Here is a 24,537-nt window from a genome sequence, read left to right as displayed (position 1 = left end):
CTAGTTATCCCTCGCATTTTCTATATCTTCCTTTGAAATAATTTCAAAACTATCTCGACCTGACTGAATCAGACGTGCTGACTGGATGCGTAATAATTTTTCATTAAAGTTACGAATCCAACGTCCGTTACTACGATCAGTAGTTATTGCATATGCTTCCTTGACCACATCGCCATAAAACTCCTTGTCAAATTGATATTCTTTCAACCCTAACAAACCAATCTGAACGATTTCATCGGCTATGTAATCTTCAAAATCAAACGTTGTAGGAATCCGACTCGTCAAACCTGAATTCATCTGTAAGAACTCTCCCATTTCTTTGGTATACCCTGCAAAAATGATCACAATATCTCGACGATGATCCTCCATGAATTTTAGAATTTCATCAATAGCCTCTTTGCCAAAATCATTACTACTTGCACCATTCAAGGTATAGGCTTCATCAATAAAGAGCACACCACCTAAAGCAGATTCTAACACTTCTCTAGTTTTAGCTGCTGTTTGACCTATATAGCCAGCCACCAAGTCACTACGGGAAGCTTCAATAAACTTGTTAGTTGCAATGATCCCTTTTTGATAAAGAACCCGACCGATAATGCGAGCAACTGTTGTCTTCCCTGTACCTGGATTCCCTAAGAAGAGTGAATGTAAGGTAAAATCATTCACCTTCATACCTTTTTCTTCTTTTTTCTGATTAGCTTCTACCTGATAGATAAACTCTTGGACTTGACGTTTGACATGATGGATACCAATCAAGCTGTTCAGTTTTTCCATGGCGTCTTCCACTCGACCATTATCTTCAAATCGTCCTTGGTTCATCACCTTATCGATATCACCGTTGAGAATCGTTTCAACATCATCGCTATCAGTCTTCACGACTCGGTTCAGTTGTTCCTTGGTCAGTGCTTCATTGAAATTTCGAATCCAACGTCCATTCGACTTATCCAAAGATTGATTATAGGCCTTAGCAACTTGCTTGGCATAGTAGTCTTTATCCTCTAACACAAACTGATCATTATCCAATAATATCTCTCCCAATTGAATAATCTCATCTGCTGTAAAGTCTTCAAAAACGAAGCGGTTTGGAGCGCGAGAAACAAGTCCTGGATTCGTCTTAAGAAACTCGTCCATCTCCTTGGTATAGCCAGCAAAGATGACCATTATCTCATCTCGATAATCTTCCATATACTTCATGATGGTATCAATTGCTTCTTGACCAAAATTGATTGAACCTCCTTTTTTATTCAACGTATAGGCTTCGTCGATAAAGAGAACACCACCTCTAGCCTGATCCAAATATTTTTTGGTCTGAATAGCAGTGCCACCGACATTTTGTGAAATCAAATCCGGCTCAGATACCTCTATAAATTTAAATTCATCACCAGCCAAAGCCCCATATTGAAAGAGGACTTTACCTAGCAAACGAGCAACCGTTGTTTTACCAGTGCCAGGGTTTCCTACAAAGACAGCATTCAAGGTCTGTTGTAGTGGCTTCAATCCCCTATCAATTCGCTTTTTATTGGCTGCTACCTGATTGACCATCACTTCAATGGTTTTCTTTACCTGGTGCAAACCAATCATGTTTTGCAGCTCTACCATAGCATCTTGCTCAACTTCTCCAAATTCAGCATCCGGAGTTGGAACAGTTGTTGCAGTCCCTTTAATAAAATGGCTACCTTCCGCCTCCTCAACATTCAGCTCCTCAACACTTCCGTTTGAATTCTCGAGTACGGCAATATGAGCAAAAGCCCCTTCTTCTAACCTAAAATTAGGATTCAAAATACGATTCATATTTACCTTCTCTGCAATAAAGGATGAATCTTTAGACAACAATAAGTCAATCTTACTATCCATTTCACCCTTGAAATTGATAGTATTTTTCCCAAAGATATGAGATCGTTGTTCAGCATAAATACCATAATTTATGTCTGAGTTATCAAGATACAGGACTGAATCATAAAGCGAAAATGACGAAATTGTATCCCCTGCACTAGATACTTTGGAACGATTATTTAAAGATATCGCAGCAGTATATTTCTCCTGGGCTACGATGCTATTCTCTGAAACCATCTCTGAGTTTCCTAGCCAAATGGCCGGCCAGTTCTTTTCAGGAGGTACTTGACTAGTAATTGTAGAGTTTATTAATTCAATGAAAGAGCAGTCTCTTCCTTGTAAAACATTGCTGTTGTGATATGTTACAGCACTGTTTTCAAATCTCAAGCTAGCATTATTCGCTATAAAACTACACATCAGACGTTGAGAATCTTTGACATTCAGAGTTGACTCCTCAATAAATCTTAGTTCCTCACCGTTTTCAGTAAGCTTAACTTCCACATCTGCCATTTCAAGGTTAGATTTTTTATCAGCATAAACCAAGTACTTTTTATAATCAGCTAAATCATTTTCCAATACCACGGTTTCTAGATGTAAAATCCCACCTTCTGTCAAATGGAATAGCTCTGTATTTCCCGAAGGATAGAACCATAGGTTCCGAAATGTTACTTCGACACCTTTTGTTATCTTAAAACACGCGCGACAGCCATTATTAAATGTACGACCTCCGCCTTGATTCTGAGTTACCTTACCTTCAAAGATAAGGTTTTTTTCAATAGTAAATATTGTATCGGCTGGCAAAGTATACCAATAATCTTCTTCGAACTCTAATATATCTCCGCCTTGAGCAGCATTATATGCATCCACAAAATCCCATACATCTTCTCCGACTCCTACCTTATATTTTGCCATACTCTCCCTCTCTCCTATAATATATTATTAATATTTCACCTTAAATAAATATTACTTTGAAGATCTTTCTGAATTTTTCTTCATTTTTCACAAGACTTACTTATTTCTCATGGGCAATCAATTCTGCTCCACGATGGCGATAGGATAAATCTCCAACTGCTTCAATGGTGAATTGACCATTTTCATATTTGAGAACAGTGATAGAACCATTGTCCAAGAAGAGATTGGTTGGCCGACTTGGTTCTAAGAGATTGACAAGAGTGGCTATCGTCATACCATGACTAACAACCAAGGCATTGCCTCCACCTTGCTTTTCCAAGTCTAGAGCAATAGATTCAAAACCTGTCAAAATACGATTGCTGAGCACTTCCCATGATTCAGACCAACCAGCTGTGTCTGCTTCTTGAATCCCTGTCGCTATTTCTGCAAATGACATTCCATTCGTATCCACAGTTCCTTTCAAGCGAGGAAGAACTCCTTGAAATAGTTCAGCATCATACATACCCTCAAAACTACCAAAACACCATTCTCGAATGCGTTTATCCTGGTAATATGGAATTTTCCCTAATTTTTCCAATTCCCGCAAAGCAATGGTCATCGTTTGAACTGTTCGTCCCAAGTCGCTTGACACAGCTAATTTGAAATCAACTCCGGTATCTTTCAGTCCAAGTCCTAACTCACGAATACCTTCTTCTCCCTTTTTGGTAAGAGGCGTATCACACCAACCTTGTACCCGACCAATTGTATTAAACATCGTTTTTCCATGACGGGAAATGTATAATCTTGTTTCCGACATATCTGACTCCTTGTCATTTTCTTACTATCTAGTATAACAAAAAACCGACTGCTTGGGGCAATCAGTTTACGTTTTTTAATTCTTAAAACTATGAATTGGCGCAGGAATCTGACCACCTCTGTTGATAAAATCAACAGAAGATGCTTGGTTGACTTTCATAACAGGAGCTGTTCCTAGAAGACCTCCAAATTCAATCATGTCACCTTCCTTACCCAATGGAATAATACGGACTGCTGTTGTTTTTTGATTAATTACCCCAATGGCTGCCTCATCTGCAATCATTGCTGCAATGGTTTCTGCTGGAGTCGTTTCTGGAATGGCAATCATGTCCAAACCGACAGAACAAATTGCAGTCATAGCTTCTAATTTTTCAAGATTGAGCGATCCACTTTGTACCGCTGCAATCATCCCTTCATCTTCAGATACAGGAATGAATGCGCCTGATAAACCACCTACTTGGTTACAAGCCATAACGCCACCTTTTTTCACCGCGTCATTTAGTAAAGCAAGTGCAGCTGTTGTTCCATGTGTGCCAACGGTTTCCAATCCCATTTCCTCCAAGACACGCGCAACAGAGTCCCCGACAGCAGGTGTTGGAGCAAGTGAGAGATCAACGATACCAAATTTGACACCCAAACGTTCGCTCGCCATATTGCCCACTAGCTGACCGATACGAGTTATTTTAAAGGCTGTTTTCTTCACTGTTTCAGCTACTATATCAAAGCTCTCCCCACGAACTTTTTCCAGAGCACGCTTTACTACACCTGGCCCAGAAACACCCACATTAATAACGACATCTGCCTCACCAACACCATGGAAAGCGCCAGCCATAAACGGATTATCTTCAACCGCATTCGCAAAAACCACCAACTTAGCAGCACCCATCTCAGAAGCTTCGGCTGTTTCCTTGATGATTCTTCCCATATCCCTCACAGCAGTCATGTTAATACCGGACTTTGTCGAACCGATATTTACCGATGAACAAACCTTTGAAGTCTGTGCTAAGGCTTGTGGAATGGAGTTGATCAGAATCTCATCACCTTTTTGATAGCCTTTTTGAATAAGGGCTGAAAAACCTCCGATAAAGTCAATTCCGATTTCATTAGCTGCCTTGTCCAAAGCATGAGCCAATGGGAGATAATCTGTCGCATCCGTCGCCGCGCCAATTAAGGCAATCGGCGTTACAGACACACGTTTATTGACAATAGGAATCCCTAATTCTGCTGCTATTTCATCCCCTACCGAAACCAAATTTTTTGCCTTGGTCACAATTTTAGAATAAACTTTCTCAGCAGCTTTTTCAATGTCAGGATCAATACAATCTAAAAGAGAAATTCCCATAGTAATCGTCCGAATATCGAAGTGCTGTTCCTCAATCATGGCAATCGTTTCAGTTACCTGTCTAATATCCATATAAAAATTACTCTCCTTATAGATTATGCATCGCATCAAAAATTGCTGCACTTTGAATATTGATTTTAACGTTTAAAGCCTCACCATAAGCTTCCAATTCTGCACGAAGCTTCGTAAAGTCCTTCTTTTCTTCGGCAGATACCAAGGCCATCATAGTGAAATACTGGTCTAAAACGGTTTGAGAAATATCATCAATATTCAGTCCTAATTCTGCAACTTTTCCTGCCACACCAGCTACAATACCCGATTTGTCTTTACCAACAACTGTAATAATTGCTTTCATTTGTTTACCTCGATATAATTTTTTATTATTCTACCACAAATCTGATAAAATCGAAAGAAATGTTAAAAAAAAGGACAGAATATCCGTCCTTTACTAACATTCATCTATTTTTAGAACGTTGACCGTACAACTGCCAGTCAATACCACGCGCTTGACACCAATGTTGTACAGATGCAGGCAAGATAAGATCTGTCTTCCTCAACGATGCAATATCTTTTGCACCTAAGAGAGTCATAATATCACGAATTTCACCGTTCATAACCGATAAATCATAAAAAGCCTTCTCCATTTGGTCCATTTTACCATCTTTTACATATTGTAAGATACGGTTAGATAATCCGACTAAATCAGCTCCCAAGGCAAGTGATTTCACAATATCAAATGGATTTTTTATTCCTCCAGACGCTATAATCGCTGGACGCTGTTCGATTGGAAGACTAGCTGCTTCTATCAATGATTCAACCGTAGACTGACCCCATCCTTCCAAATAGGTAAACTCATGAAAAATGCGGCGCGCATTCTCAATCTGAGCAAAGTTTGTCCCACCTGTACCAGAGATGTCAACTGTTTCGACTCCGACTGACTTCAATTGCGCTATGGTTTCACGACTCATACCGAAGCCAACTTCTTTAACAATAACAGGAACCTCTAAGCCTCTTACAAGCGACTCAATATTCTTCAACCACATTGAAAAATCGCGATCACCTTCTGGCATAATTACCTCTTGAGGAGCATTGATATGAATTTGAATAGCATTTGCTTCTAAGAGATCAATTGCGCGTTTAGCACTTTCAACTTCATGGTGAGCACCTAAATTTGCAAAGATAATACCATGTGGGTTTTCACGACGCAAAACCGAAAATGTCTTTGCTACACTTGGATCCTTAATCGCTGCACTCACTGACCCAGAAGCAATTGCGATTTTACTGACATGTCCAATAATTCCCAGCAATTGATTGATTTGACCTGTTTTTTCACTCCCGCCTGTCATGGCATTGATAAAAAATGGTCTGTCAAACTCTAAGCCTGCTACCTGTGTCTTTATTGATACATCCTCAATCGCCATTTCAGGTAATGAATGGTGAACAAAACGTGTTTGGGCAAAATCCGCTGCAGATGCATCATTATATTGCAAATCAGCTAATGCAACATGCTGATCTTTACGGTTTAATCCTTCAATTCGTTGATAGATCATATTCTCTCCTAATTTCTTTCTGCAATCGTTAAGGGAAGTGGAAAAATTCCTGCCTGCTCCCAAATAATTTGGATAGCTTCTTTTTGCTCTTGGCTGTCAACTAAACAAATACCACAGTCGCCACCTCCCGCTCCTGATGACTTTGCTACGGCACCATTTGCTTCTGCACTATCACAAAGTTCCGTCAACAAAGGAGTTTCAATGGTCAGACCCATATCTTCCGAAAATTTTCGCAATAAATAGCGATTGCGAGAAACGGCCTGTTTTATACAAGCTATATCTTTATTTTGGCAAGCCCATACCAACAGCTCTACACATACTTTAGAATCATTCAAAAACTGGGAATGAATTTCTTCCTTAGACTGCTGCGTTTTTTTGCTCTCCATATGCGATACTAGGTGCGTTGTCGAGGCAGCAGATCCTGTCCAACCAACTAGTAATTCCAATGGTGCTGGCAACCCAATCTGCTTAATCTGCAAATCTTTCCAATCACTTGCAAGAAGATTACTCAAACCTTGCACAGACATCTGCTCCGATAACCAGGATTTATCAAGAGAATAGTAAGCGACAAGTCCGCGAAAACTAGACGCCGCCAAATCTCCATGCGAGCCCGTCATATTCAATCTTGCCTGAGTCAAAACAGACAATTTGAAAACCAATAAAGGATCCAATTCGTAACCATAATAGAGCAGTATGGCTTCAACAGTCGCAACCGTTACAGCACCTGATGAACCTAGACCATATTTAGTCCCAGAATCTTGGTCATCCAATTCTGATTGAATCGTTACACTGTAGTAGCCCTGACATGATATGCCTTGTTCACGCAGAAATTCTTCTGATACTTGTAAAGCTGTCGAGACAATCTGATAAGGATTTTCTTCCGAAACAAGAATCTGTTCATTTGTGCGGTGCCATGTTAAAAATATATCAGACTGCTGGGTAGAGTGAATCATTCCACTTTCAGCCGACTCAATACTAACCGTTAAATAACGGTCAACTGCTGCTATCACTGCTGGGTTTCCTGACTCAACCACCGCATATTCTCCAGCCAAAAACAATTTACCTGGAACCTTGGTCACTACCTTCATGTTCTAAACTCTTTTCAAAATTTTTTTGTGATGCGTGCCACTCTTCCTCGCTTAAAATATAGGCAGCAGGACCTGGCTTACTGGTAATGATTTTTTCTCTTGGAAAAATCTGAGATAGTTCATTGACAAATTCATCCATCTCACTTTCACGGCAGAGAACTTTAACATTTGGTCCAGCATCCATCGTCATATATGCTGACAAACCAGTCTTTTCACGAACCTGACGAACAGCCTCTTGAGCAAGCAAACTATCTGCCGTCCAATAGGTAAAAGGGGGATTCGCGGAAAGGGTTGTTGCATGCATTTTCATACCATTGTGTTCTGTAATTTGACCAAGTGTCTCAAAATCACGATTAGCAATGGCCACTTTGATATCTGCCAAATCTGATTGGGCGGTCTCCACCCAAGCGGAATAAAAAGGCGAAGTAGCAACTGTATGGTCCATTCCTTCTCGACTTGCAATTTTTTTAGGTCCGGTATTTACAGCCAAGACAATCATGGCAATATCCCAGTCAGCATCATCAATTGGGCGAGCCATGGAATCTTCAGATTCAGTACCCATATCCCACTCGACAAAGCCACCAAATAGGCTACGTGTGCTTGACCCAGACCCTCTCCTTGCAAAGGTTGAAAGCTGAGCTGGTGACAAATCGAGATGTAAAGCAGTTGACGTTGCAAGTGCCAGAGCCGCAAAGGCCGATGCAGAACTTGCCAAACCAGCAGCAGTAGGAACAAAATTTAGACTTTCAACTCTAGCAAAATTCCCTTCACCTATATATTCGCGAAATAAATCCAAAAAACGAGAAATTTTTAAAATTTCTTTTTCATTTTGTACATTTCCATTGAGATAAAATTCATCACCTGTCAATTCTGAGTCAAAAACAACTTTTGTATCTGTATAAAAAGCATCCAGTGTCAAGGACAAACTGGAGTTCATAGGTAAAAATAGCTCCTTATCTCGTTTCCCCCAGTATTTAATCAAAGCGATATTTGTATGGGCGCGGGCAATTCCTATTTTTTTAGTCATTGATTTCTCCTAAATATTGTATCCATGTCTGGCGAGCACCAGCTTGGTCTAATGTTTGAGCTATTTTTTGAGCATCTTCTGCATTTTTTGCCAATGCAATCATGCAACCTCCTCGACCACCACCAGTTAATTTAGCTCCAAGTGCTCCAGACTCTTGAGAAATGCGTACTAGTTGATCAAGACTGGGGTCAGATACACCTAATTCTTGCAGAAGAACATGAGCTTGATTCATTTTACTTCCTAGAAGCTCTGCTTGGTTAGTTGCTAAATCTTCTTTAGCCAGTTTCGCTAAGCTTCCGAGTTCCTCAACAAACTTCATCGCCTCTGGCTTTTTCTCCAACAAATCCGCGACATCTGAAATAGCTTCTAAGGTATTTCCTGTCACACCAGTATCTGCCACTACTAGATAGGCACTGAGTTTGAGTTCTAGTGGCTCTATAGGCTGATTTTTAATAAAAAAGACAGGTGACTTACCACTTGTGGTTGCTGCGTCTATTCCCGACGGATTTCCATGAGCTATTTTTTCCGAGGATTGAACTATTTCCCACAACTCCTTATCGGTCAATATTTTTTCATAATGCGCAAATAGAGCCCGTGCTACAGCAACTGCCACCGCTGCACTTGAACCCATTCCTCTTTCAGCAGGAATAGTCGAGCTAATTTTAATGTGAATGGCCGGATCTGTTGGCGCCCCGATACGATATAGTGAAAAACGTATAGCGTGTTTGAGGCTTTCCCATATTTTGGGCATCTTATGGACAAGGCCCTTATAAAAATCACAGTCGACACTCAGAGCCTCTCCCTGAGCTGTCACTTTGGCAATAATTTCTACAGCAGAAAAAGGCATCGCAATCGCCGGCTGTCCATAAACCACTGAATGCTCGCCCATCAATATAATTTTCCCAGATGCTTTTCCTATTGCCGACATTTTATTCTCCTTATACAATCAGTTCTATTATACCATTTTTACAAAAGAATTGAAGATACGAAAACAGCCGACCATCGTCGACTGCTTTCTAGGAGATTATATGAAAAAGAAGTTGTTTGCTATTTCTAGCTTGAAGATAGTATAGCCCCCATAACTTAAACAGAACTGAAAGATTTCTTATGCAAAACTTAAAGAATGCTCGATTATCTTCAAACAACCTAAGACACGAAAACAGCCGACCATCGTCGACTGCTTTCTAGGAGATTATATGAAAAAGAATTTGTTTGCTATTTCTAGCTTGAAGATACTATAGCTCTCAAAACTTAAACAGAACTAAAAGATTTCTTATGCAAACCTTAAAAAGCAAATCATCCTGTGGAGTATCGGAAGCGAACATATAACAAACTTGCTCGAAAGGCATTATCTACTATCGTTGCAAGCCAAATACTAGGCAAGCCCAATTGATAATTTTTTATTAGAAAATATGCTAGACCTATTCGAACCCCCCACATGCCTATACCAGTCGCATAAAAAGGTAGTCGAGCATTGCCCATACCTTGCCAAAGTCCTGTAAAGACAAGAGTCGCTGCTGTAAAAGGTACCCCAAGGACAGAATAGAGCAAGACCGTCTGACTAGCTTGTGCCACTTGAACATCCATCGTGAAAAGACTAATTAGAAAAGGTCCTGCTAAGTAACTAATGCCTCCTATTACGAACATAAAAATCAGCGAGAGTCCAAGACCATTTCGATAAATCCGTTGAACAGCTAACGAATCTTGCCTACTCTTTGCAGTCATAATAAGCGTTGCTACTGAGATTCCTAAGGTGGGCATATAGTTAAATTGAGTAATGGTTTCTCCAATCGCATTTCCAGCAACAACAGCCGTTCCCAAACTAGTAATCATTCCTACAATGACTACATCACCTGCTCTCATCATCAACCGTTCGCCAATAGCAGGTAGAGCAAGCCTGACTAACTCTTTATCAACAGACCAAGTACTTGGTTTAATAGAGATCGATAGGCGTGACCAAAGTAGACCACACCCGACTATTCTTGACAATATCGTTCCAAAAGCAACTCCGGCCACCCCTGTATGGAGAACAAAAACTGCAATGGCCGAAAATACGGCATTTAGGAGATTTGAAAATAAACTAATATACATTGGATAACGAGGTTGACCAAGAGTTCTCAGTATTCCACCCAAACAGGTCATAAGTCCCAGTAACAAAATACTACCCCCGACCAAGATCAAATAGAGACCACCAAGTTGAGCTACCTCACGTTCTGCCCCCAAGCTAGTCAGCAATGTTGGACCTAGTATAACCGCTAAAATACCCAGAAATACACCTACATAAACAGTCAGCTTGACACTATCGGTGACAATGGCAGTAATCTGCATTCCTTTCTCTTTTCCTAAAACATGGGCCAATTGGGATGAAACGGCTGCAGCTAACGCAATAAAAACCGCCTGATAGACGGCTAATAGATTATTCGCAATCGATACGCCAGATAAAGCTACGATTCCAAGACTGGCGACCAAATAGGAATCCACCATCCCCATCAACATTTGAAGAAGGCTTTCGCCCATTGCAGGAAAGGCAATTGATATTAGTTCTTTGCAAATCTTTTTGTTCATATTCTCCAATTCATTTTTGTGGTATCAACATCAACTCAATTAAATATTTTTACTTTAAAAAACAAACTGTCGTTTAAACAGTTTGTATAAAAATATCCATGAATTAAACACCCAAATATCGTTCTACTTCTGCTTGCATATCCGCAGCTGCAACAACGGTATTGTGACGAACCGGTGCCGTTTCCAAACCATCTACAGCTGGTGGCAAGGCTACACCTGAAATCTCATGTAATTTTGCAAGAGCTTCAAAATCAGTTAAACCTGACTGACCAGTCACAGCTTCAACCGCAACCACAGGGAACTTGTACGGACTAGCTGTTGAAGCAATTACTGTTGGAGTCTGATCACCAGTTTGCTGTACATATTTCTTATAAACTGCAGATGCTACAGCCGTATGTGGGTCTTCAATATAGCCTGACTCGTCATAAACACGTTTGATTTCTGCAGCAGTTTCTTCTTCTGTCGCAAAGGCAGCAACAAAGAAAGATAAAATATCCGCATCAGCCCCCTGTATGTCATACTGACCAGCTGTGTTCAAGGCGTCCATCAGCTCCGCTGTTTTGACAGCGTCATTACCAAAGAGGTGGAAAATCAAACGCTCTAAGTTAGATGAGACCAAAATGTCCATAGATGGACTAGTGGTCACGCGGAAAGTACGGTTCTTGTCGTAAATGCCAGTTGAGAAGAAGTCGGTTAGGACATTGTTGTCGTTGGAAGCACAGATGAGCTTGCCAACTGGAAGACCGATTTGCTTAGCGTAGTAAGCCGCCAAGATATTCCCAAAATTCCCTGTCGGAACAGTGAAATTGACCTTGTCGCCCGCCGCAATCTCACCAGTCTTAACCAGCTGAGCGTAGGCATACACATAGTAAACAATCTGTGGCACTAAGCGACCGATGTTCATGGAGTTGGCTGATGAAAACTGGAGTTTCTTAGCCGCCAACTTGGCACGAAGATCCTCATCATTGAACATGTGCTTCACATTAGTCTGAGCATCGTCAAAGTTACCATCAATGGCCACCACGTGGGTATTAGCCCCTGTCTGCGTAGTCATCTGCAATTCTTGGACCTTAGATACACCGTCACGTGGGTAGAAGACGATGATTTGTGTACCTGGTACATCCGCAAAACCGGCCATAGCAGCCTTACCTGTATCACCTGACGTTGCAGTTAAAATGACAATCTCATTTTCCAAACCATGTTTTTTAGCCGCTGTCGTCATCAAATAAGGCAAGATAGACAGTGCCATGTCCTTAAAGGCAATGGTTGAGCCACGGAAAAGTTCCAAGTTGTACTGACCTTTTAGTTTGACAACTGGGGCAATAGCTGGCGTGTCAAACTTGCTATCGTAGGCATTGTTGATACAGTAGTCCAGCTCATCTGCCGTAAAATCATCCAAAAAAGCCGACAAAATCAACTTGGCAATTTCTTGATAAGAAGCATCTTTGAGTACAGAAAAATCCAACTCAACCCTTGGCATGGAAATAGGGGTAAACAACCCACCATCAGTTGCCAACCCTTGTAAAATGGCTTGGCTTGCTGATACAGTATTCTTGGCATCACGTGTTGATTGATATACTAATGTCATGGTATCCCTCGTAAAAAATCTATTTTTTCTATTCTACCATAAATTGACAGAAAATTGGCAAGATATGAGAAATAGTTCCTTCATTTACTAGAATTTCTTAACGATTGTGAGAGTAGCGTAACACGTATTATGCCAAAAAGACTTGAAACAGACAGTTCCAAGACTTTTTTAGGATCTATAAAAGTATGTTTATCTCTCGATTATTTTCTAGTTTATAAGTCTTCTGAATATTTTGCAAATTCTGCTTTATTTGACCATACAAAATGGCCTGGCTTGATTTCATGCATTTCTGGCTTATCTACAGAATAATCATGCATATTTGGATCATATACTACTAAAGTTTTTTGTCTTTCTAAAATTGGATCCGGAATAGGAACAGCAGATAGCAAGGAACGAGTGTATGGATGCAAAGGATTCTTAAACAATTCCTCTGTCTCTGCCACTTCTACAATAACACCTTTATGAATCACTGCAATCCTATCAGAAATAAACCGAACAACTGACAAATCATGTGCAATAAAGAGATAAGTTAAGCCCAGTTCTTTTTGCAATCTCTTTAATAAATTTAAGACTTGAGCTCTAACAGACACATCTAATGCAGAAATCGGTTCATCGGCAATCACCAATTCAGGATTCATCACAAGTGCTCGAGCTATACCTATCCTCTGGCGTTGGCCTCCTGAGAACTCATGAGGAAAGCGTGTTAAGTGTTCCGCAAGTAGCCCCACTTCTGTCATCATTGACCGAACTTTTGCTTGCCGCTCTTCTTCATTATTAAACAATTTAAAATTGTACAAGCCCTCAGAGATAATATAGTCTACTGTTGCACGTTCATTCAAACTCGCAGCTGGATCTTGAAAAATCATTTGAATTTTCTTAATTAATTCTCGAGACTTCTCATGAGAAATTTTCCCATTTATTTTCTCTCCATTATAAAGAATATCTCCACCACTTGTTTGATTTAGTCCAATTATCGCACGACCAATCGTTGTCTTACCAGACCCCGATTCTCCAACTAAGGAGAATGTTTCTCCACGATTAATAAAGAAATTAGCATTTTTGACAGCTACAAATTTTTTGCGCCCTTCACCGAAAGAAATTTCTAAATCTTTGATTTCAACTAATTTTTCAGTCATTTCTTCCTCCTATTTAATTTCTTCTACTGACATCTTAGATTTAATTTTTGAATGTAGATCCTGAATCACTTCTGGTTTGGCCACTTTTGGAGCTTCAGGGTGTAATAACCAAGTTTTAGCCCAATGATTTTCTGTAACTTGAAAAATAGGTGGAGATTCTTCAAAATCAATCTGCATCGCGAATTCAGAACGAGGTGCAAATGCATCTCCTAAGACCGGCGTAAAAAGTGAAGGAGGTGTTCCTGGAATTGAAAAGAGTTCTCCATTAGAATTGGCTAACTGAGGAAGACTTGAAAGTAGACTCCATGTATATGGATGTCGAGGATCATAAAAAATGTCTTCTACGGTTCCAAATTCAATAACTTCGCCAGCATACATAACAGCAACTTTATCAGCGATGCTTGCAACAACACCCAAATCATGCGTGATGAAAATTGTTGTAAAATTGTATTCTTTTTGTAATTCTTTTAATAAGTCTAAAATTTGAGCTTGTATTGTTACATCTAATGCTGTAGTTGGTTCATCACAAATTAATACATCTGGACGGCATGCTAAGGCAATTGCAATAACAATTCTTTGTCGCATACCACCTGAATATTGAAACGGGTATTCATTGAAACGTTTTTTTGCATCTGGAATACCCACTCGTTCCATATAATTAACCGCAAGTTCTTTTGCCTCAGAAATTGATTTTCCTTGATGTTTAATGATAACTTCGGTAATTTGGCGGCCAATTGTAACCAAAGGATTAAGACTTGTCATTGGATCCTGGAAAATAGTTGCAATTTTTGCACCACGGATTTTTTCCCATTCTTCATGTTTTTTTATATCAGTTAATTCTTCTCCACGATAAATAATACTTCCTGAAGCAATTCGTCCATTCTCTTCCAGCATCCCTGTGAAAGTTTTTGTCAAAACTGACTTTCCAGAACCAGACTCCCCTACAATTGCGAGAACCTCTCCCTCGATTAAATCAATAGAGACACTACGTATAGCTGTCAAAACACGGTCACGAACTTCAAATTCCACGACCACATCTTTTGCGGATAATATTACATTGTTTTTTTCTGCCATATTTTCTCCTTATCTATGTGTACGTGGGTCACTTGCATCAGACAAATTTTGTCCAACAATGAAGAGTGATAGCGAAACTAAGATTAACGCTGTTAAAGGAATCCAAAACAAGTATGCATTGGTAGTCACATTTTGAGCATATTTAGAAAGCAATCGACCTAAACTTGGTGTTGTCACAGGGAGCCCTATTCCAAAGTATGAAAGGAAGGCCTCCATTGAAATATAGCTTGGTAAACTTTGTGAAGCTTGTGTTACTATCACAGATACCAATTGTGGCAATAGGTTTTTCACTACTAATTTAAAAGTTGGAGTACCGAGCGTGCGACTAGCCAAATTATATTCCAAATCGCGATATCTCATAATCTGGATTCGGATTGAAAACGCCACACCAATCCATCCTGTTAAACAAAATGCTAATATCAAATTCCAGAAGCCAGCTCCAAGAGCATATGACATTACAATGAAAATCATTAGTGATGGTATATTTGATATGACATTGTAAATCTCCATCATTATTTTATCAAAAGTCTTTGATACACCCCAGATTCCCCCAAGGATGACACCAATGACAAGGTTAATAACAGTCGCAATAAGTGCAATCAAAATTGAATTTCTTGCTCCATACCAAACTCCATCAAATAGAGACTGTCCATTTGCATCAGTTCCGAACCAATACTCGGCATTTGGCCAATTATAACGAGCGCTGAAATCATTAATTTTACTTACATCATTGAAATCATAATTTGCAAAAATGGGATAAATAAAACTCATAAGGACGATGGCTACCAAAATAATTAACATTACAATGGTTGATTTTTTCTTTAGAAACTGTCGAAATACAGAATTCCAATATGAGTAGGCAGGAGTATCAATTACCTCCGAGGCAAAATCATCACGTTTTACAAATTGAAATTTACTTTTATCAATTGTTGACATCATTTACCCCCTTTCACATCAAGTTTTATTCGTGGATCAACTAAAGTCATTAATAAATCACCCAATAATAGCGCAAAAATATTGATACCTGCAAATATAAATGATAATGCAACGACCATGTTATTATTGCTAACGTTAATTGAATCAATCAACATTTTACCCATCCCAGGAAATGCAAATACTGATTCAGTAAGTGTTGCCCCAACAATTACACCAACAATCGCTGCTGGTACACTATGAATAACTGGGACCATCGCATTTCTAAAAATATGTGTACGTGAAATTTCAGATTCAGATAATCCTTTTGCTCTTGCAAAACGCACATAATCACTAGTTTGTAAATCAATAAAGTAACGACGAATCCAAATTGCTGTCCAAGGTGTACTTAATAATCCTAATAAAAGCGCAGGAAATAGGTATGACCTCGGATCAGAAGCACCAAGCACTGGAAAAGTATCAGGAAGATTAAAAATCTGACCAAAAGCAAATCTGAATATATAAATGAATGCAATACTAGGAAGTGCCATTAGGAAACTAAAAATCGCTGTTGTGACAACATCAAACCCTCTATTTTTAAACCTTGCCATAATTATTCCCAATGGAATACCAAGTATATATGTTATAAATACACTAATTAGCCCAATTATTGAAGAGTTGACTATCATAGATGGATCTTTATATCGACTCTTTGTTGCAGTATATGGATCATCTCCAAAATTTGCTTTATCCTTGGCATCTGCAACACTCGGTGACTTATAGGTTCTGCTATAGATATCAATAGACGATTTCTTTACTTCACCAGTTGGGAAAGTCACATCTGTTGAGATTGTTTTCCCCTGACCATTTGTTAAAACGTCAAGCACTTCAACGTTTGCATATGTTGGATAGGATACACCTAGGTTTAGATTGACAAAATTTTGATGAACAAATGGAAATTGTGAGTTAAAGTAAAGAAGATACTTATGCTCAGTCCCAGAACCAACTAGTGACCAACCAATTGCAGGATCATTTTCAAAGCGAATGTAACGTTCTAAATCAGGATTTTCCGGGTCTTGAACCTTATTGACATGATCAAACTCGAACATATTTCCATAGAAATCAATTACTCGCTCATAAATCGGTATTTCTCTAGTCGCATAGAAAGACTGGCTTCCCTCAAATTGATGAAGTACCCAGTTTTTTCCTAGCTCGAGGACATACTCTTCGTATATTTTTTTATTAGTATCTGTAGGTTCTACAGTCACACTACTATCAACCTCAACAGCAGCTTCTTGTAACTCTTTAGGATTTAGATATTCAATATAGCCCATTTTCTCATAGACAGTATTGACATAGTCAGTCCTACTGTCCGGATCCTTAGCCATTTTAGTGTATGTCGCATCCTTTTCAAAAATTTTCTTTCTAGGAACCATTGTAAAAATGATTGAATAAATCAAAGTGGTAACCATAAAAAGAGAGAATAACGAACGTAGGACACGTTTGAAAACATACTTTTTCATTTAGTTTTTTCCTCTCCAAATTTCAAAAGAACCTTCTCCAAACACAGTAGAGAAAGTCCTCTTGAAAAAGTTCTTTATTATTCTACATGGTTAGCAAGTTCTTCTTGAGCTTTAGCATTTGACTCAGCTTTTTCTTTTAACCATTTTTCACGCTTAGCGTAAACATCTTCTGCCTTGTTTACTTCAGTGCCCACTTCCATATATTTGTAGAATGAGCCACCGCCTTTAATACCAACATCAGACACAGACGCTGTGTAAGGAATAACCTTAGATACACTAGGAGTAGCGCCTAATGACATATACGGGATTACAATCGCGCTATCAGTTAACCAAGCTTGAGCTTCGGCATATTTTTCATATCGTTTTGCAACATCAAGTTTTTCATCAGAAGCTTCTTTAAGAAGCGCGTCGTATTTGTCTAGCCCAACTGTTTTAATCACATCAGTCGTACTTGAATCAATACCCAACTTGCTAGTCATCGCACCAGATGTTGTTTCTAATATATCAAGATAGGTAGACGGATCTTGGAAGTCAGGACCCCATCCACTGTATGTAATGTCATAATCATTTTGATCAGGTGTTTCAGTGTAGAACGCTGCGTTTGTAAACGTATCTTTATCCATCATCTGAAGATCAATTACAATATTTTCAGTGCCTAATGCTGCTTCAACAGACTGTTTCAATGAAGCAGCTTGTTGTGTACCAACCTCACTACTTTGGTTAACTGGCATATCTAAGTGAATAGGGAATTCAACTCCTTCAGCAGAAAGTGTTTGTTTTGCTTTTTCAAATTCAACTTTTGCCTTATCAACGTTGTAAAGCCCATTTTGAGCATCAGAGAAATCTACATCTGCCCACTCATCTCCGTATGAGATTACTTTTTCACTTACTAAATCACCAAATGTTTTTTCGCCTGCACTTACAAAAGTAGGAGGAACCATCAAGTTGCGTAATGGCTTATCTGCAGCGTCCTCACCAACTGATTGTGCTAAGTAATCTTGGCGGTTAAATGCAAAAGTTAAGGCTTGACGAAAATCTTTATTTAATAATGCTTTTCTAGCTGATTCTTTCTGAACATCTGTTGTTTTTGCAGTATGACCATAGTTTGAACGATTTAAGTTCAAAGTAGTGAAATATACTACTGCATCTTGAAGGCTATAAGTGATGTTATCAGCATATTGTTCTTTAACAGATGAATAGCTAGACGAATTTGGAAATACTCGAGCATTAGAATAGATCCCATCCGTGAAGCCCCTTACCAAAGATTCTGGATCTTGCCCATCATAATATGTTAACTTAACATTCTCAATTTTAACATTGTCGGCATCCCAGTAGTTTTCATTCTTTGTATATTCAAGTGAAGATTTAGATGTCATTGCACTGATAAAGTATGCACCATTGTAAAGAATTCCACCTGGCTCTACTTTACCAAAGTCTTCACCTTTTGATTCTAAGAATTCCGCATTGACAGGCAACATGATTGACATGGTTAACTTTGAGTTCCAATATGGTTCTGGATGGCTCAAAGTATACTGAACAGTACGGTCATCTAAAGCCTTAACACCAACAGTTTCAAAGTCATTTGTTTTACCGTTAACGTAGTCATCTAAACCAGCAATTGAATCTTGGATAATATATAAACCTTCAGACTGTGTATCCACAGCATGTTTAATAGCTGTTACAAAGTCATTTGCTGTCACGTCAGCATATTCTTCACCTTCAGCTGTATACCATTTTACACCCTCACGAAGAGTATAAGTATATGTTAAACCATCTTTTGAAACCTTCCAATCTTCAGCAAGAGAGGGGATTAAGTTACCGTACTTGTCATTCTCTAACAAACCATCCACCATATTAGTAACAATATCAGAAACTTGCGCACGGTTAAAAGCAATGTAATCTAAAGAAGTTGGATCTTCAGTATAAACATACGAATAAGTTGTACTAGTTTCAGAATTTGAGCTAGAATTGGAACCACATGCAACCAAGAACGAGGCTGACAGCAGAGTAATTCCTGCAAATGCAAACAATTTACTTCGTTTCATATACACACTCCATTTTGTATTATTTAATAAGCTTACACCTATTATTATACAGAATATAGTACCATATTTTTCACTAAAAAGAAAGCCCTTTTATTTGAAAATTTTACAAAAAACAGATTTTTCAGTATTTTCTAATCTTTTTCTATTTATTTTCAGTTTTTTTCTCACAATTCTTGTGATATAATGGTAAAGAAATGAGGTTTAAAGATCAAAAATGCGAAAAACAATATTAACATTGATAACACTATTCACTATTTTTCTAGGAGCCTTTCCCGTACTTGCTGAGGATTTTTCAGTTGCTGCCAAACATGCTATTGCAGTAGAAGTTTCAACAGGCAAGGTTTTATATGAACAAGATGCCCAAACACCTGCTAGCATTGCTTCCATCAGTAAGTTGCTGAGTGTTTACTTGGTTTATGATGCTTTAGAAAAAGGGGAGATTCAATTAGATACTATGGTGGATATATCAGACTATCCATATAGCTTAACTGCTAATACAGAATTGAGCAATGTAAACCTTGATGCCCGCTCTTATTCTGTCAGCGATTTGCTGAATGCATCTCTGATTACTTCTTCTAATAGTGCGATTATTGCGTTAGCTGAGAAAATTGCTGGTAGCGAAGCTGCGTTTGTTGATAAAATGAAAGCTAAGGTCGCTGAATGGGGAATCACAGATGCGACCATTGTCAACGTTTCTGGCCTTGACAATTCTGACTTAGGGGAGAATATCTACCCTGGTTCAAAACCTGATGATTCCAACCAATTTTCTGCTTTAGACGTAGCAATTATTGCAAGACGTCTAATTCTGGATTATCCCCAAGTCTTAAATATCACTTCATTGAATGCCTACGATTTTGGTGGATATACCTACTATAGTATTAACCAGATGCTAAGTGAAGGTACACATGCCCGAGGTGGTGTAGATGGATTAAAGACAGGAACTTCTGATTCAGCAGGGTCAAGCTTTGTTGCTACAACAAATCAAGCAAATATGAGAATCATTACAGTTGTACTAAATGCTACTGATGGGTTGACAAATTCAGATAATCGCTTTGTAGAAACAAATAACCTAATGAACTATGTATATGAGAATTACTCGGCTATAACTCTCGTAAAAAAAGGTGAGGCTTTTGAAAATAGCTCCGTAAACATATTTAATGGTAGTAAATCATCCAGCCCTGCAGTTGCAACCGCCGATTTGTTAGCTATTCAAAAAAATAACTCTGAACAACCAGTGACTGCTACTTTTACTGCAACTCAATCAGAATTTGATGCACCTATCACTGCTGGAACTGTTGTGGGGCAACTAAAAATTGTTGATAACGATGTTATAGGTGTAGGCTATCTTGACAACATAGCCCAAATTGATATGGTAATACCAACTACAATCAAGACAGCTCCTTGGCCAGTCTCTTGGTGGAATCAATTTGTGAGATATGTCAATGAAAAATTATAAACTACACAAATAGAAATCTGATGTTACATCTTTTTCGTTTGTTAGAACCTTCACAAAGAAAGCTAAATAACTCAATCTATATTATATTTAAAAACGAACAAAGATAACCAGACCTTTGTTCGTTTTTAAATATTATAGTTCAGCTTGAGACTCCAATCATTAACCAAACCCTCAAATGATATATATTAACCCCTCATTTATTCAAAAAAAAAGGGACTAGCCTCAGCTAGTCTACTATGCGGAGAGTGGGACTTGAACCCACACGACCTAAAGCGGTCACAGGATCCTTAGTCCTGCGCGTCTGCCAATTCCGCCATCCCCGCTCAACACAAGAACTAGTATAACATGAGGAGGGGGCCTTGTCAATACTTTTTATTTATTTTTTGAAATCTTTTGAGCTGACATATACTTGCAAAGTATTCAGCCCTCTAAGCAAAATATCATACAAAAGGTATCTAAAATCACAAAGAGGGCTAACAACTTTAACCGTTTGGAAAAAGAAAATCACTACCAAGAAAAACAATAGGCTGTTTGTGAGAAGAAACAATCTCCTTGTTCCAACAAAATAGAGCCAAAACCATCAACATTACATGCATTCGGAAGCCCCTGGCATTCTAGACTAAAGGCGCCATGGAAAGCAGCTAACTCTTCAACCGGGAAATTGTAAGTATAAATAACAACGGATGGTTGATTGGTTACAACACTTAGTTTAATTTTCCCATCAGGACTTAATACTTCTACGGGAGTTGCTACATCTTCCAGTATCCATGGGTGATCATAGCCTTTCACGAGGAGATTCTGAGTGTGTTGGCTATTAAAGCCCTGAGAAAACGGAGCAAAATCTCTAAAATCAAACGGCGTATCAATTACTTCTTCCAAAACTCCAATAGGAAGATTATCCTCACCAAGTGGGGCATAGCGATTTGCTGCAATTCTGATTTGATGTTCCCCTACAGACTGTTGGAAATCACCTGTCAAATTAAAATAAACATGGTTGGTTGGATTAAAAATGGTATCCTTATCAGACTCTGCCCGATACTCTACAAAAAGTTCATTTTCATCCGACAATCGATAAGTTGCTAAAACACGTACATCACCAGGAAATCCATTGAAACCATCCTTTAAGGTAATACCAAAGGTAACTTGGTTATTCTCCTGATCTACACTTGTCTCCCAGTATTGCTCATTTGCAGTATCAGTCCCACCATGGAGGGTTCGACCCGGCTCATTTTCTGTAAGACAGTACTTCACTCCATTTATTTCTGTTTGTGCCCCCGAAATACGACCTGCAACTGGGACAATTGTAGAACCAGGATACAAATCTGTTCGTCTATACTCCTCATCTGTTGAAGCAGAAAGGCTAACATTCCGAACCCCTCCATCTTCCTCAACAGGAAGAAGAACTTCAACGATACGAGCTCCAAAATTTGTCAAACCAACCTTCATACCATTAGCATTCGAAAGGAAGAAATGAAGGGCTTCCCCCTTTCCAAACTGACTTTGTTCAATCATACGAACTCCTATTTTCATTGATTTAATATATGAATAGTATATCATTAATAGACCATAATGAAAAGGAATCTACAAGAATTCCTTTTTCATTTTATACTAATTATTCTAGCGCTCTGCTTGACGTTCTGCAAACTCCTCATCGGTCATCATCGAACCACCAAAGTTGGCCGAAGAAGCAAAACGTGTATAACGACGCAGCCAACCACTTGCTATTTTAGGCTTGAATGATTTTAAGTGACGACGACGTTCAGCAAGTACTTCATCATCCACAAGAACATTTATCGTACGATTGATCAAATCAATCGCAATCTCATCTCCATCCTCTATCAAAGCAATATTTCCACCAGCAGCTGCCTCTGGAGAGACGTGACCAATCGCAATCCCTCTAGTTGCGCCAGAGAAACGACCATCCGTTATAAGTGCAACATCTTTCCCCAAACCTCGACCGACAATTTTTGAAGTAGGAGCTAACATTTCTGGCATCCCAGGTCCGCCTTGTGGCCCCTCGTAACGAATCACGACAACATGACCTTTCTGAACTGTACCATTATCAATTGCCTCAAGCGCTTCATCTTGAGAGTCAAAGCAAAGAGCCTCACCTTTAAATGTTTTTACAGAAGGGTCTACCCCACCTACCTTAATAACGGAACCATCTTGGGCAATATTCCCATAAAGAATGGATAAGCCACCAACTGGTGAGTATGGATGATCTAATGGATGAATAACCTCTTCATTCTTGATCTCACAACCTGAAACATTCTCTTTCAAAGTTCTACCTGTTACAGTTATGCGATCCCCTTTGATAGAACCATTCTTAATCAATTGATTGATAATCGCTGAAACTCCTCCCGCCTCATGTACATCATGCATAGTGTAAGCTGATGACGGAGATAATTTAGAAAGATAAGGTGTTTTTTCAGCGATTTCATTAATATCTTTCAAATCATAGGGAATCCCAGCTTCTCTGGCAATGGCTAGCGTGTGTAATACTGTATTCGTTGACCCTCCCATTGCCATATCCAAAGCAAACGCATCATCTATTGCTTCTTTCGTTACAATGTCTCTAGGTTTAATATTCTTTTTAACATTTTCCATTAAGTATTTGGCCGCTTGACGAACAAGTTCTCGTCGTTCATCCGACACTGCAAGAATTGTACCATTCCCTGGCAATGCAAGTCCCAATACCTCCATCAAACAATTCATTGAATTGGCTGTAAACATTCCCGAACAAGAACCGCAAGTTGGACAAGCATTTTTTTCTAGAAATTCAAACTCCTGTTCTGACATTTCCCCAGCTTGGTAGCTACCAACTGCCTCAAATAGACTAGAAAGGCTGGCATGATGCCCTGTCATATCGACACCACCCTTCATAGGTCCTCCAGAACAGAATACCGCTGGAACATTGGTTCGCATAGCTGCTAAAATCATTCCAGGAGTGATCTTATCGCAGTTTGGGATATAAAAAACTCCATCAAACCAATGCGCATTGATGACTGTTTCAGCCGCATCTGCTATCAATTCCCTTGAAGGTAAACTGTATCTCATTCCAATGTGTCCCATGGCAATACCGTCATCAACCCCAATGGTGTTAAACTCAAACGGAATCCCACCAGCTTCTCTTATCGCTTCTTTTGCCACATCCGCCAACTCTCTCAAATGAACATGTCCAGGTACAATATCAATGTAGGAATTGCAAATCGCAATAAAGGGTTTTTGAAAATCCTTTGCAGACTTCACTTGTCCTGTCGCGTATAATAAGCCACGCGCAGGAGCCTTGTCAATCCCGATTTTTATCATATCACTTCTCATTGGTTTCTCCTTGTATTTAAAATGATTCCTCACATTACATGTTACCACTTTAAAAGTGAATGTCAATAAATTTTCAGAAAATTTGGTCATTTTTGTTTTGATCTTTCTGGGAGTGGATTCATTCACTGGCACATTATTCCTCTCCATAGACTAAGAATGGTAGGAAGGAGTTTCACAATAGGATAGGATAGGATAGGATAGAGCAATGTAACAAGAAATATGACAAATGGTACTCCATACAAAAAGAGACCAGGTTTCCCCAGTCTCAGGATACTTAAAGCCAATTTGACTACAGTATTATTTTTACTTGACGAAGATAATCTCCAACCGAAACAGTCACTGACTGTCCTTGCTTTCCAGTTTCTAGGCT

Annotated in this window: 18 protein-coding genes and 1 tRNA gene; 1 reads left to right on the top strand and 18 read right to left on the bottom strand. The window is 39.1% G+C overall.

The features are described from left to right. From K6V48_RS04485 to K6V48_RS04415, 15 genes are all read right to left on the bottom strand, one after another. Positions 1-2,745, bottom strand: a complete 2,745-nt coding sequence (locus K6V48_RS04485) for an AAA family ATPase (protein ID WP_222368198.1) — start codon at positions 2,743-2,745, stop codon at positions 1-3. Positions 2,746-2,845: 100 nt separating this feature from the next. Beyond that, the gene (locus K6V48_RS04480) at positions 2,846-3,541 is read right to left on the bottom strand and encodes a histidine phosphatase family protein (protein ID WP_222368196.1); all 696 of its coding nucleotides are present in this window, start codon (positions 3,539-3,541) and stop codon (positions 2,846-2,848) included. Between the two features lie 75 nt (positions 3,542-3,616). Next, a complete protein-coding gene (locus K6V48_RS04475; protein WP_222368194.1) occupies positions 3,617-4,954 on the bottom strand; it encodes a PFL family protein in 1,338 nt (445 codons plus the stop codon). 16 nt (positions 4,955-4,970) lie between these two features. Continuing rightward, positions 4,971-5,237 carry an ACT domain-containing protein gene (locus tag K6V48_RS04470; RefSeq protein ID WP_024397024.1) on the bottom strand — a complete coding sequence of 89 codons (267 nt, stop codon included), beginning with the start codon at positions 5,235-5,237 and terminating at the stop codon, positions 4,971-4,973. 100 nt (positions 5,238-5,337) lie between these two features. Beyond that, positions 5,338-6,432: a type 2 isopentenyl-diphosphate Delta-isomerase gene (gene fni / locus K6V48_RS04465; RefSeq protein ID WP_222368192.1), complete on the bottom strand. Its 1,095-nt coding sequence runs from the start codon at positions 6,430-6,432 to the stop codon at positions 5,338-5,340. Between the two features lie 8 nt (positions 6,433-6,440). After that, positions 6,441-7,520 carry a phosphomevalonate kinase gene (locus K6V48_RS04460; protein WP_222368189.1) on the bottom strand — a complete coding sequence of 360 codons (1,080 nt, stop codon included), beginning with the start codon at positions 7,518-7,520 and terminating at the stop codon, positions 6,441-6,443. After that, the gene (gene mvaD, locus K6V48_RS04455; protein WP_024403520.1) at positions 7,492-8,547 is read right to left on the bottom strand and encodes a diphosphomevalonate decarboxylase; all 1,056 of its coding nucleotides are present in this window, start codon (positions 8,545-8,547) and stop codon (positions 7,492-7,494) included. The genes K6V48_RS04460 and mvaD overlap by 29 nt, the downstream gene beginning before the upstream one ends. After that, a complete protein-coding gene (mvk, locus tag K6V48_RS04450; protein ID WP_105127358.1) occupies positions 8,540-9,475 on the bottom strand; it encodes a mevalonate kinase in 936 nt (311 codons plus the stop codon). The genes mvaD and mvk overlap by 8 nt, the downstream gene beginning before the upstream one ends. A 368-nt stretch (positions 9,476-9,843) precedes the next feature. Then, the gene (locus K6V48_RS04445) at positions 9,844-11,112 is read right to left on the bottom strand and encodes an MATE family efflux transporter (RefSeq protein ID WP_222368186.1); all 1,269 of its coding nucleotides are present in this window, start codon (positions 11,110-11,112) and stop codon (positions 9,844-9,846) included. A gap of 103 nt (positions 11,113-11,215) precedes the next feature. Then, positions 11,216-12,700, bottom strand: coding sequence for a threonine synthase (gene thrC, locus K6V48_RS04440; RefSeq protein WP_105127356.1), 1,485 nt, complete (start codon positions 12,698-12,700; stop codon positions 11,216-11,218). Between the two features lie 212 nt (positions 12,701-12,912). Then, positions 12,913-13,836 carry an ATP-binding cassette domain-containing protein gene (locus K6V48_RS04435; protein ID WP_024403524.1) on the bottom strand — a complete coding sequence of 308 codons (924 nt, stop codon included), beginning with the start codon at positions 13,834-13,836 and terminating at the stop codon, positions 12,913-12,915. A gap of 9 nt (positions 13,837-13,845) precedes the next feature. Next, positions 13,846-14,910 (bottom strand): ABC transporter ATP-binding protein, encoded by a 1,065-nt coding sequence (locus tag K6V48_RS04430; RefSeq protein WP_024403525.1) that lies wholly within the window; start codon positions 14,908-14,910, stop codon positions 13,846-13,848. 9 nt (positions 14,911-14,919) lie between these two features. Beyond that, positions 14,920-15,846: an oligopeptide ABC transporter permease OppC gene (oppC, locus tag K6V48_RS04425; protein ID WP_024403526.1), complete on the bottom strand. Its 927-nt coding sequence runs from the start codon at positions 15,844-15,846 to the stop codon at positions 14,920-14,922. Next, positions 15,846-17,345 carry an ABC transporter permease gene (locus K6V48_RS04420; protein ID WP_024403527.1) on the bottom strand — a complete coding sequence of 500 codons (1,500 nt, stop codon included), beginning with the start codon at positions 17,343-17,345 and terminating at the stop codon, positions 15,846-15,848. Before K6V48_RS04420 ends, oppC begins: the two co-directional genes overlap by 1 nt. Positions 17,346-17,422: 77 nt before the next feature. Next, complete coding sequence (locus K6V48_RS04415; RefSeq protein WP_032535565.1) at positions 17,423-19,390, bottom strand: peptide ABC transporter substrate-binding protein; 1,968 nt, start codon at positions 19,388-19,390, stop codon at positions 17,423-17,425. Between the two features lie 214 nt (positions 19,391-19,604). Here K6V48_RS04415 and pbp3 point away from each other — a divergent pair, with 214 nt between their 5' ends. Further along, on the top strand, positions 19,605-20,846 hold the full coding sequence (pbp3, locus tag K6V48_RS04410; protein ID WP_105127355.1) for a D-alanyl-D-alanine carboxypeptidase PBP3: 1,242 nt from the start codon (positions 19,605-19,607) through the stop codon (positions 20,844-20,846). Positions 20,847-21,083: 237 nt separating this feature from the next. Here pbp3 and K6V48_RS04405 read toward each other — a convergent pair. The 3 genes from K6V48_RS04405 to ilvD all read right to left on the bottom strand — a co-directional run bounded on the left by K6V48_RS04405 (position 21,084) and on the right by ilvD (position 24,167). Next, positions 21,084-21,169, bottom strand: a tRNA-Leu gene (locus tag K6V48_RS04405). Positions 21,170-21,353: 184 nt separating this feature from the next. After that, a complete protein-coding gene (locus tag K6V48_RS04400; protein WP_105127354.1) occupies positions 21,354-22,358 on the bottom strand; it encodes an aldose epimerase family protein in 1,005 nt (334 codons plus the stop codon). 105 nt (positions 22,359-22,463) lie between these two features. Next, positions 22,464-24,167, bottom strand: coding sequence for a dihydroxy-acid dehydratase (gene ilvD, locus K6V48_RS04395; RefSeq protein WP_105127353.1), 1,704 nt, complete (start codon positions 24,165-24,167; stop codon positions 22,464-22,466). Positions 24,168-24,537: the final 370 nt, after the last annotated feature.

The sequence above is a fragment of the Streptococcus suis genome, assembly GCF_019794555.1.
In the GTDB taxonomy this organism is placed as follows: Bacteria; Bacillota; Bacilli; order Lactobacillales; family Streptococcaceae; genus Streptococcus; species Streptococcus suis_AB.
This window is presented reverse-complemented; position numbering and strand designations above follow the sequence as displayed.

Coding starts and splice junctions, on each gene's coding strand:
- K6V48_RS04480 (WP_222368196.1), bottom strand. CDS start 3,541: ATGTCGGAAACAAGATTATACATTTCCCGTCATGGAAAAACGATGTTT.
- K6V48_RS04475 (WP_222368194.1), bottom strand. CDS start 4,954: ATGGATATTAGACAGGTAACTGAAACGATTGCCATGATTGAGGAACAG.
- K6V48_RS04485 (WP_222368198.1), bottom strand. CDS start 2,745: ATGGCAAAATATAAGGTAGGAGTCGGAGAAGATGTATGGGATTTTGTG.
- K6V48_RS04420 (WP_024403527.1), bottom strand. CDS start 17,345: ATGAAAAAGTATGTTTTCAAACGTGTCCTACGTTCGTTATTCTCTCTT.
- K6V48_RS04400 (WP_105127354.1), bottom strand. CDS start 22,358: ATGATTGAACAAAGTCAGTTTGGAAAGGGGGAAGCCCTTCATTTCTTC.
- K6V48_RS04460 (WP_222368189.1), bottom strand. CDS start 7,520: ATGAAGGTAGTGACCAAGGTTCCAGGTAAATTGTTTTTGGCTGGAGAA.
- fni (WP_222368192.1), bottom strand. CDS start 6,432: ATGATCTATCAACGAATTGAAGGATTAAACCGTAAAGATCAGCATGTT.
- oppC (WP_024403526.1), bottom strand. CDS start 15,846: ATGTCAACAATTGATAAAAGTAAATTTCAATTTGTAAAACGTGATGAT.
- K6V48_RS04435 (WP_024403524.1), bottom strand. CDS start 13,836: ATGACTGAAAAATTAGTTGAAATCAAAGATTTAGAAATTTCTTTCGGT.
- mvaD (WP_024403520.1), bottom strand. CDS start 8,547: ATGACTAAAAAAATAGGAATTGCCCGCGCCCATACAAATATCGCTTTG.
- K6V48_RS04445 (WP_222368186.1), bottom strand. CDS start 11,112: ATGAACAAAAAGATTTGCAAAGAACTAATATCAATTGCCTTTCCTGCA.
- K6V48_RS04415 (WP_032535565.1), bottom strand. CDS start 19,390: ATGAAACGAAGTAAATTGTTTGCATTTGCAGGAATTACTCTGCTGTCA.
- thrC (WP_105127356.1), bottom strand. CDS start 12,700: ATGACATTAGTATATCAATCAACACGTGATGCCAAGAATACTGTATCA.
- ilvD (WP_105127353.1), bottom strand. CDS start 24,167: ATGAGAAGTGATATGATAAAAATCGGGATTGACAAGGCTCCTGCGCGT.
- K6V48_RS04470 (WP_024397024.1), bottom strand. CDS start 5,237: ATGAAAGCAATTATTACAGTTGTTGGTAAAGACAAATCGGGTATTGTA.
- K6V48_RS04430 (WP_024403525.1), bottom strand. CDS start 14,910: ATGGCAGAAAAAAACAATGTAATATTATCCGCAAAAGATGTGGTCGTG.
- mvk (WP_105127358.1), bottom strand. CDS start 9,475: ATGTCGGCAATAGGAAAAGCATCTGGGAAAATTATATTGATGGGCGAG.
- pbp3 (WP_105127355.1), top strand. CDS start 19,605: ATGCGAAAAACAATATTAACATTGATAACACTATTCACTATTTTTCTA.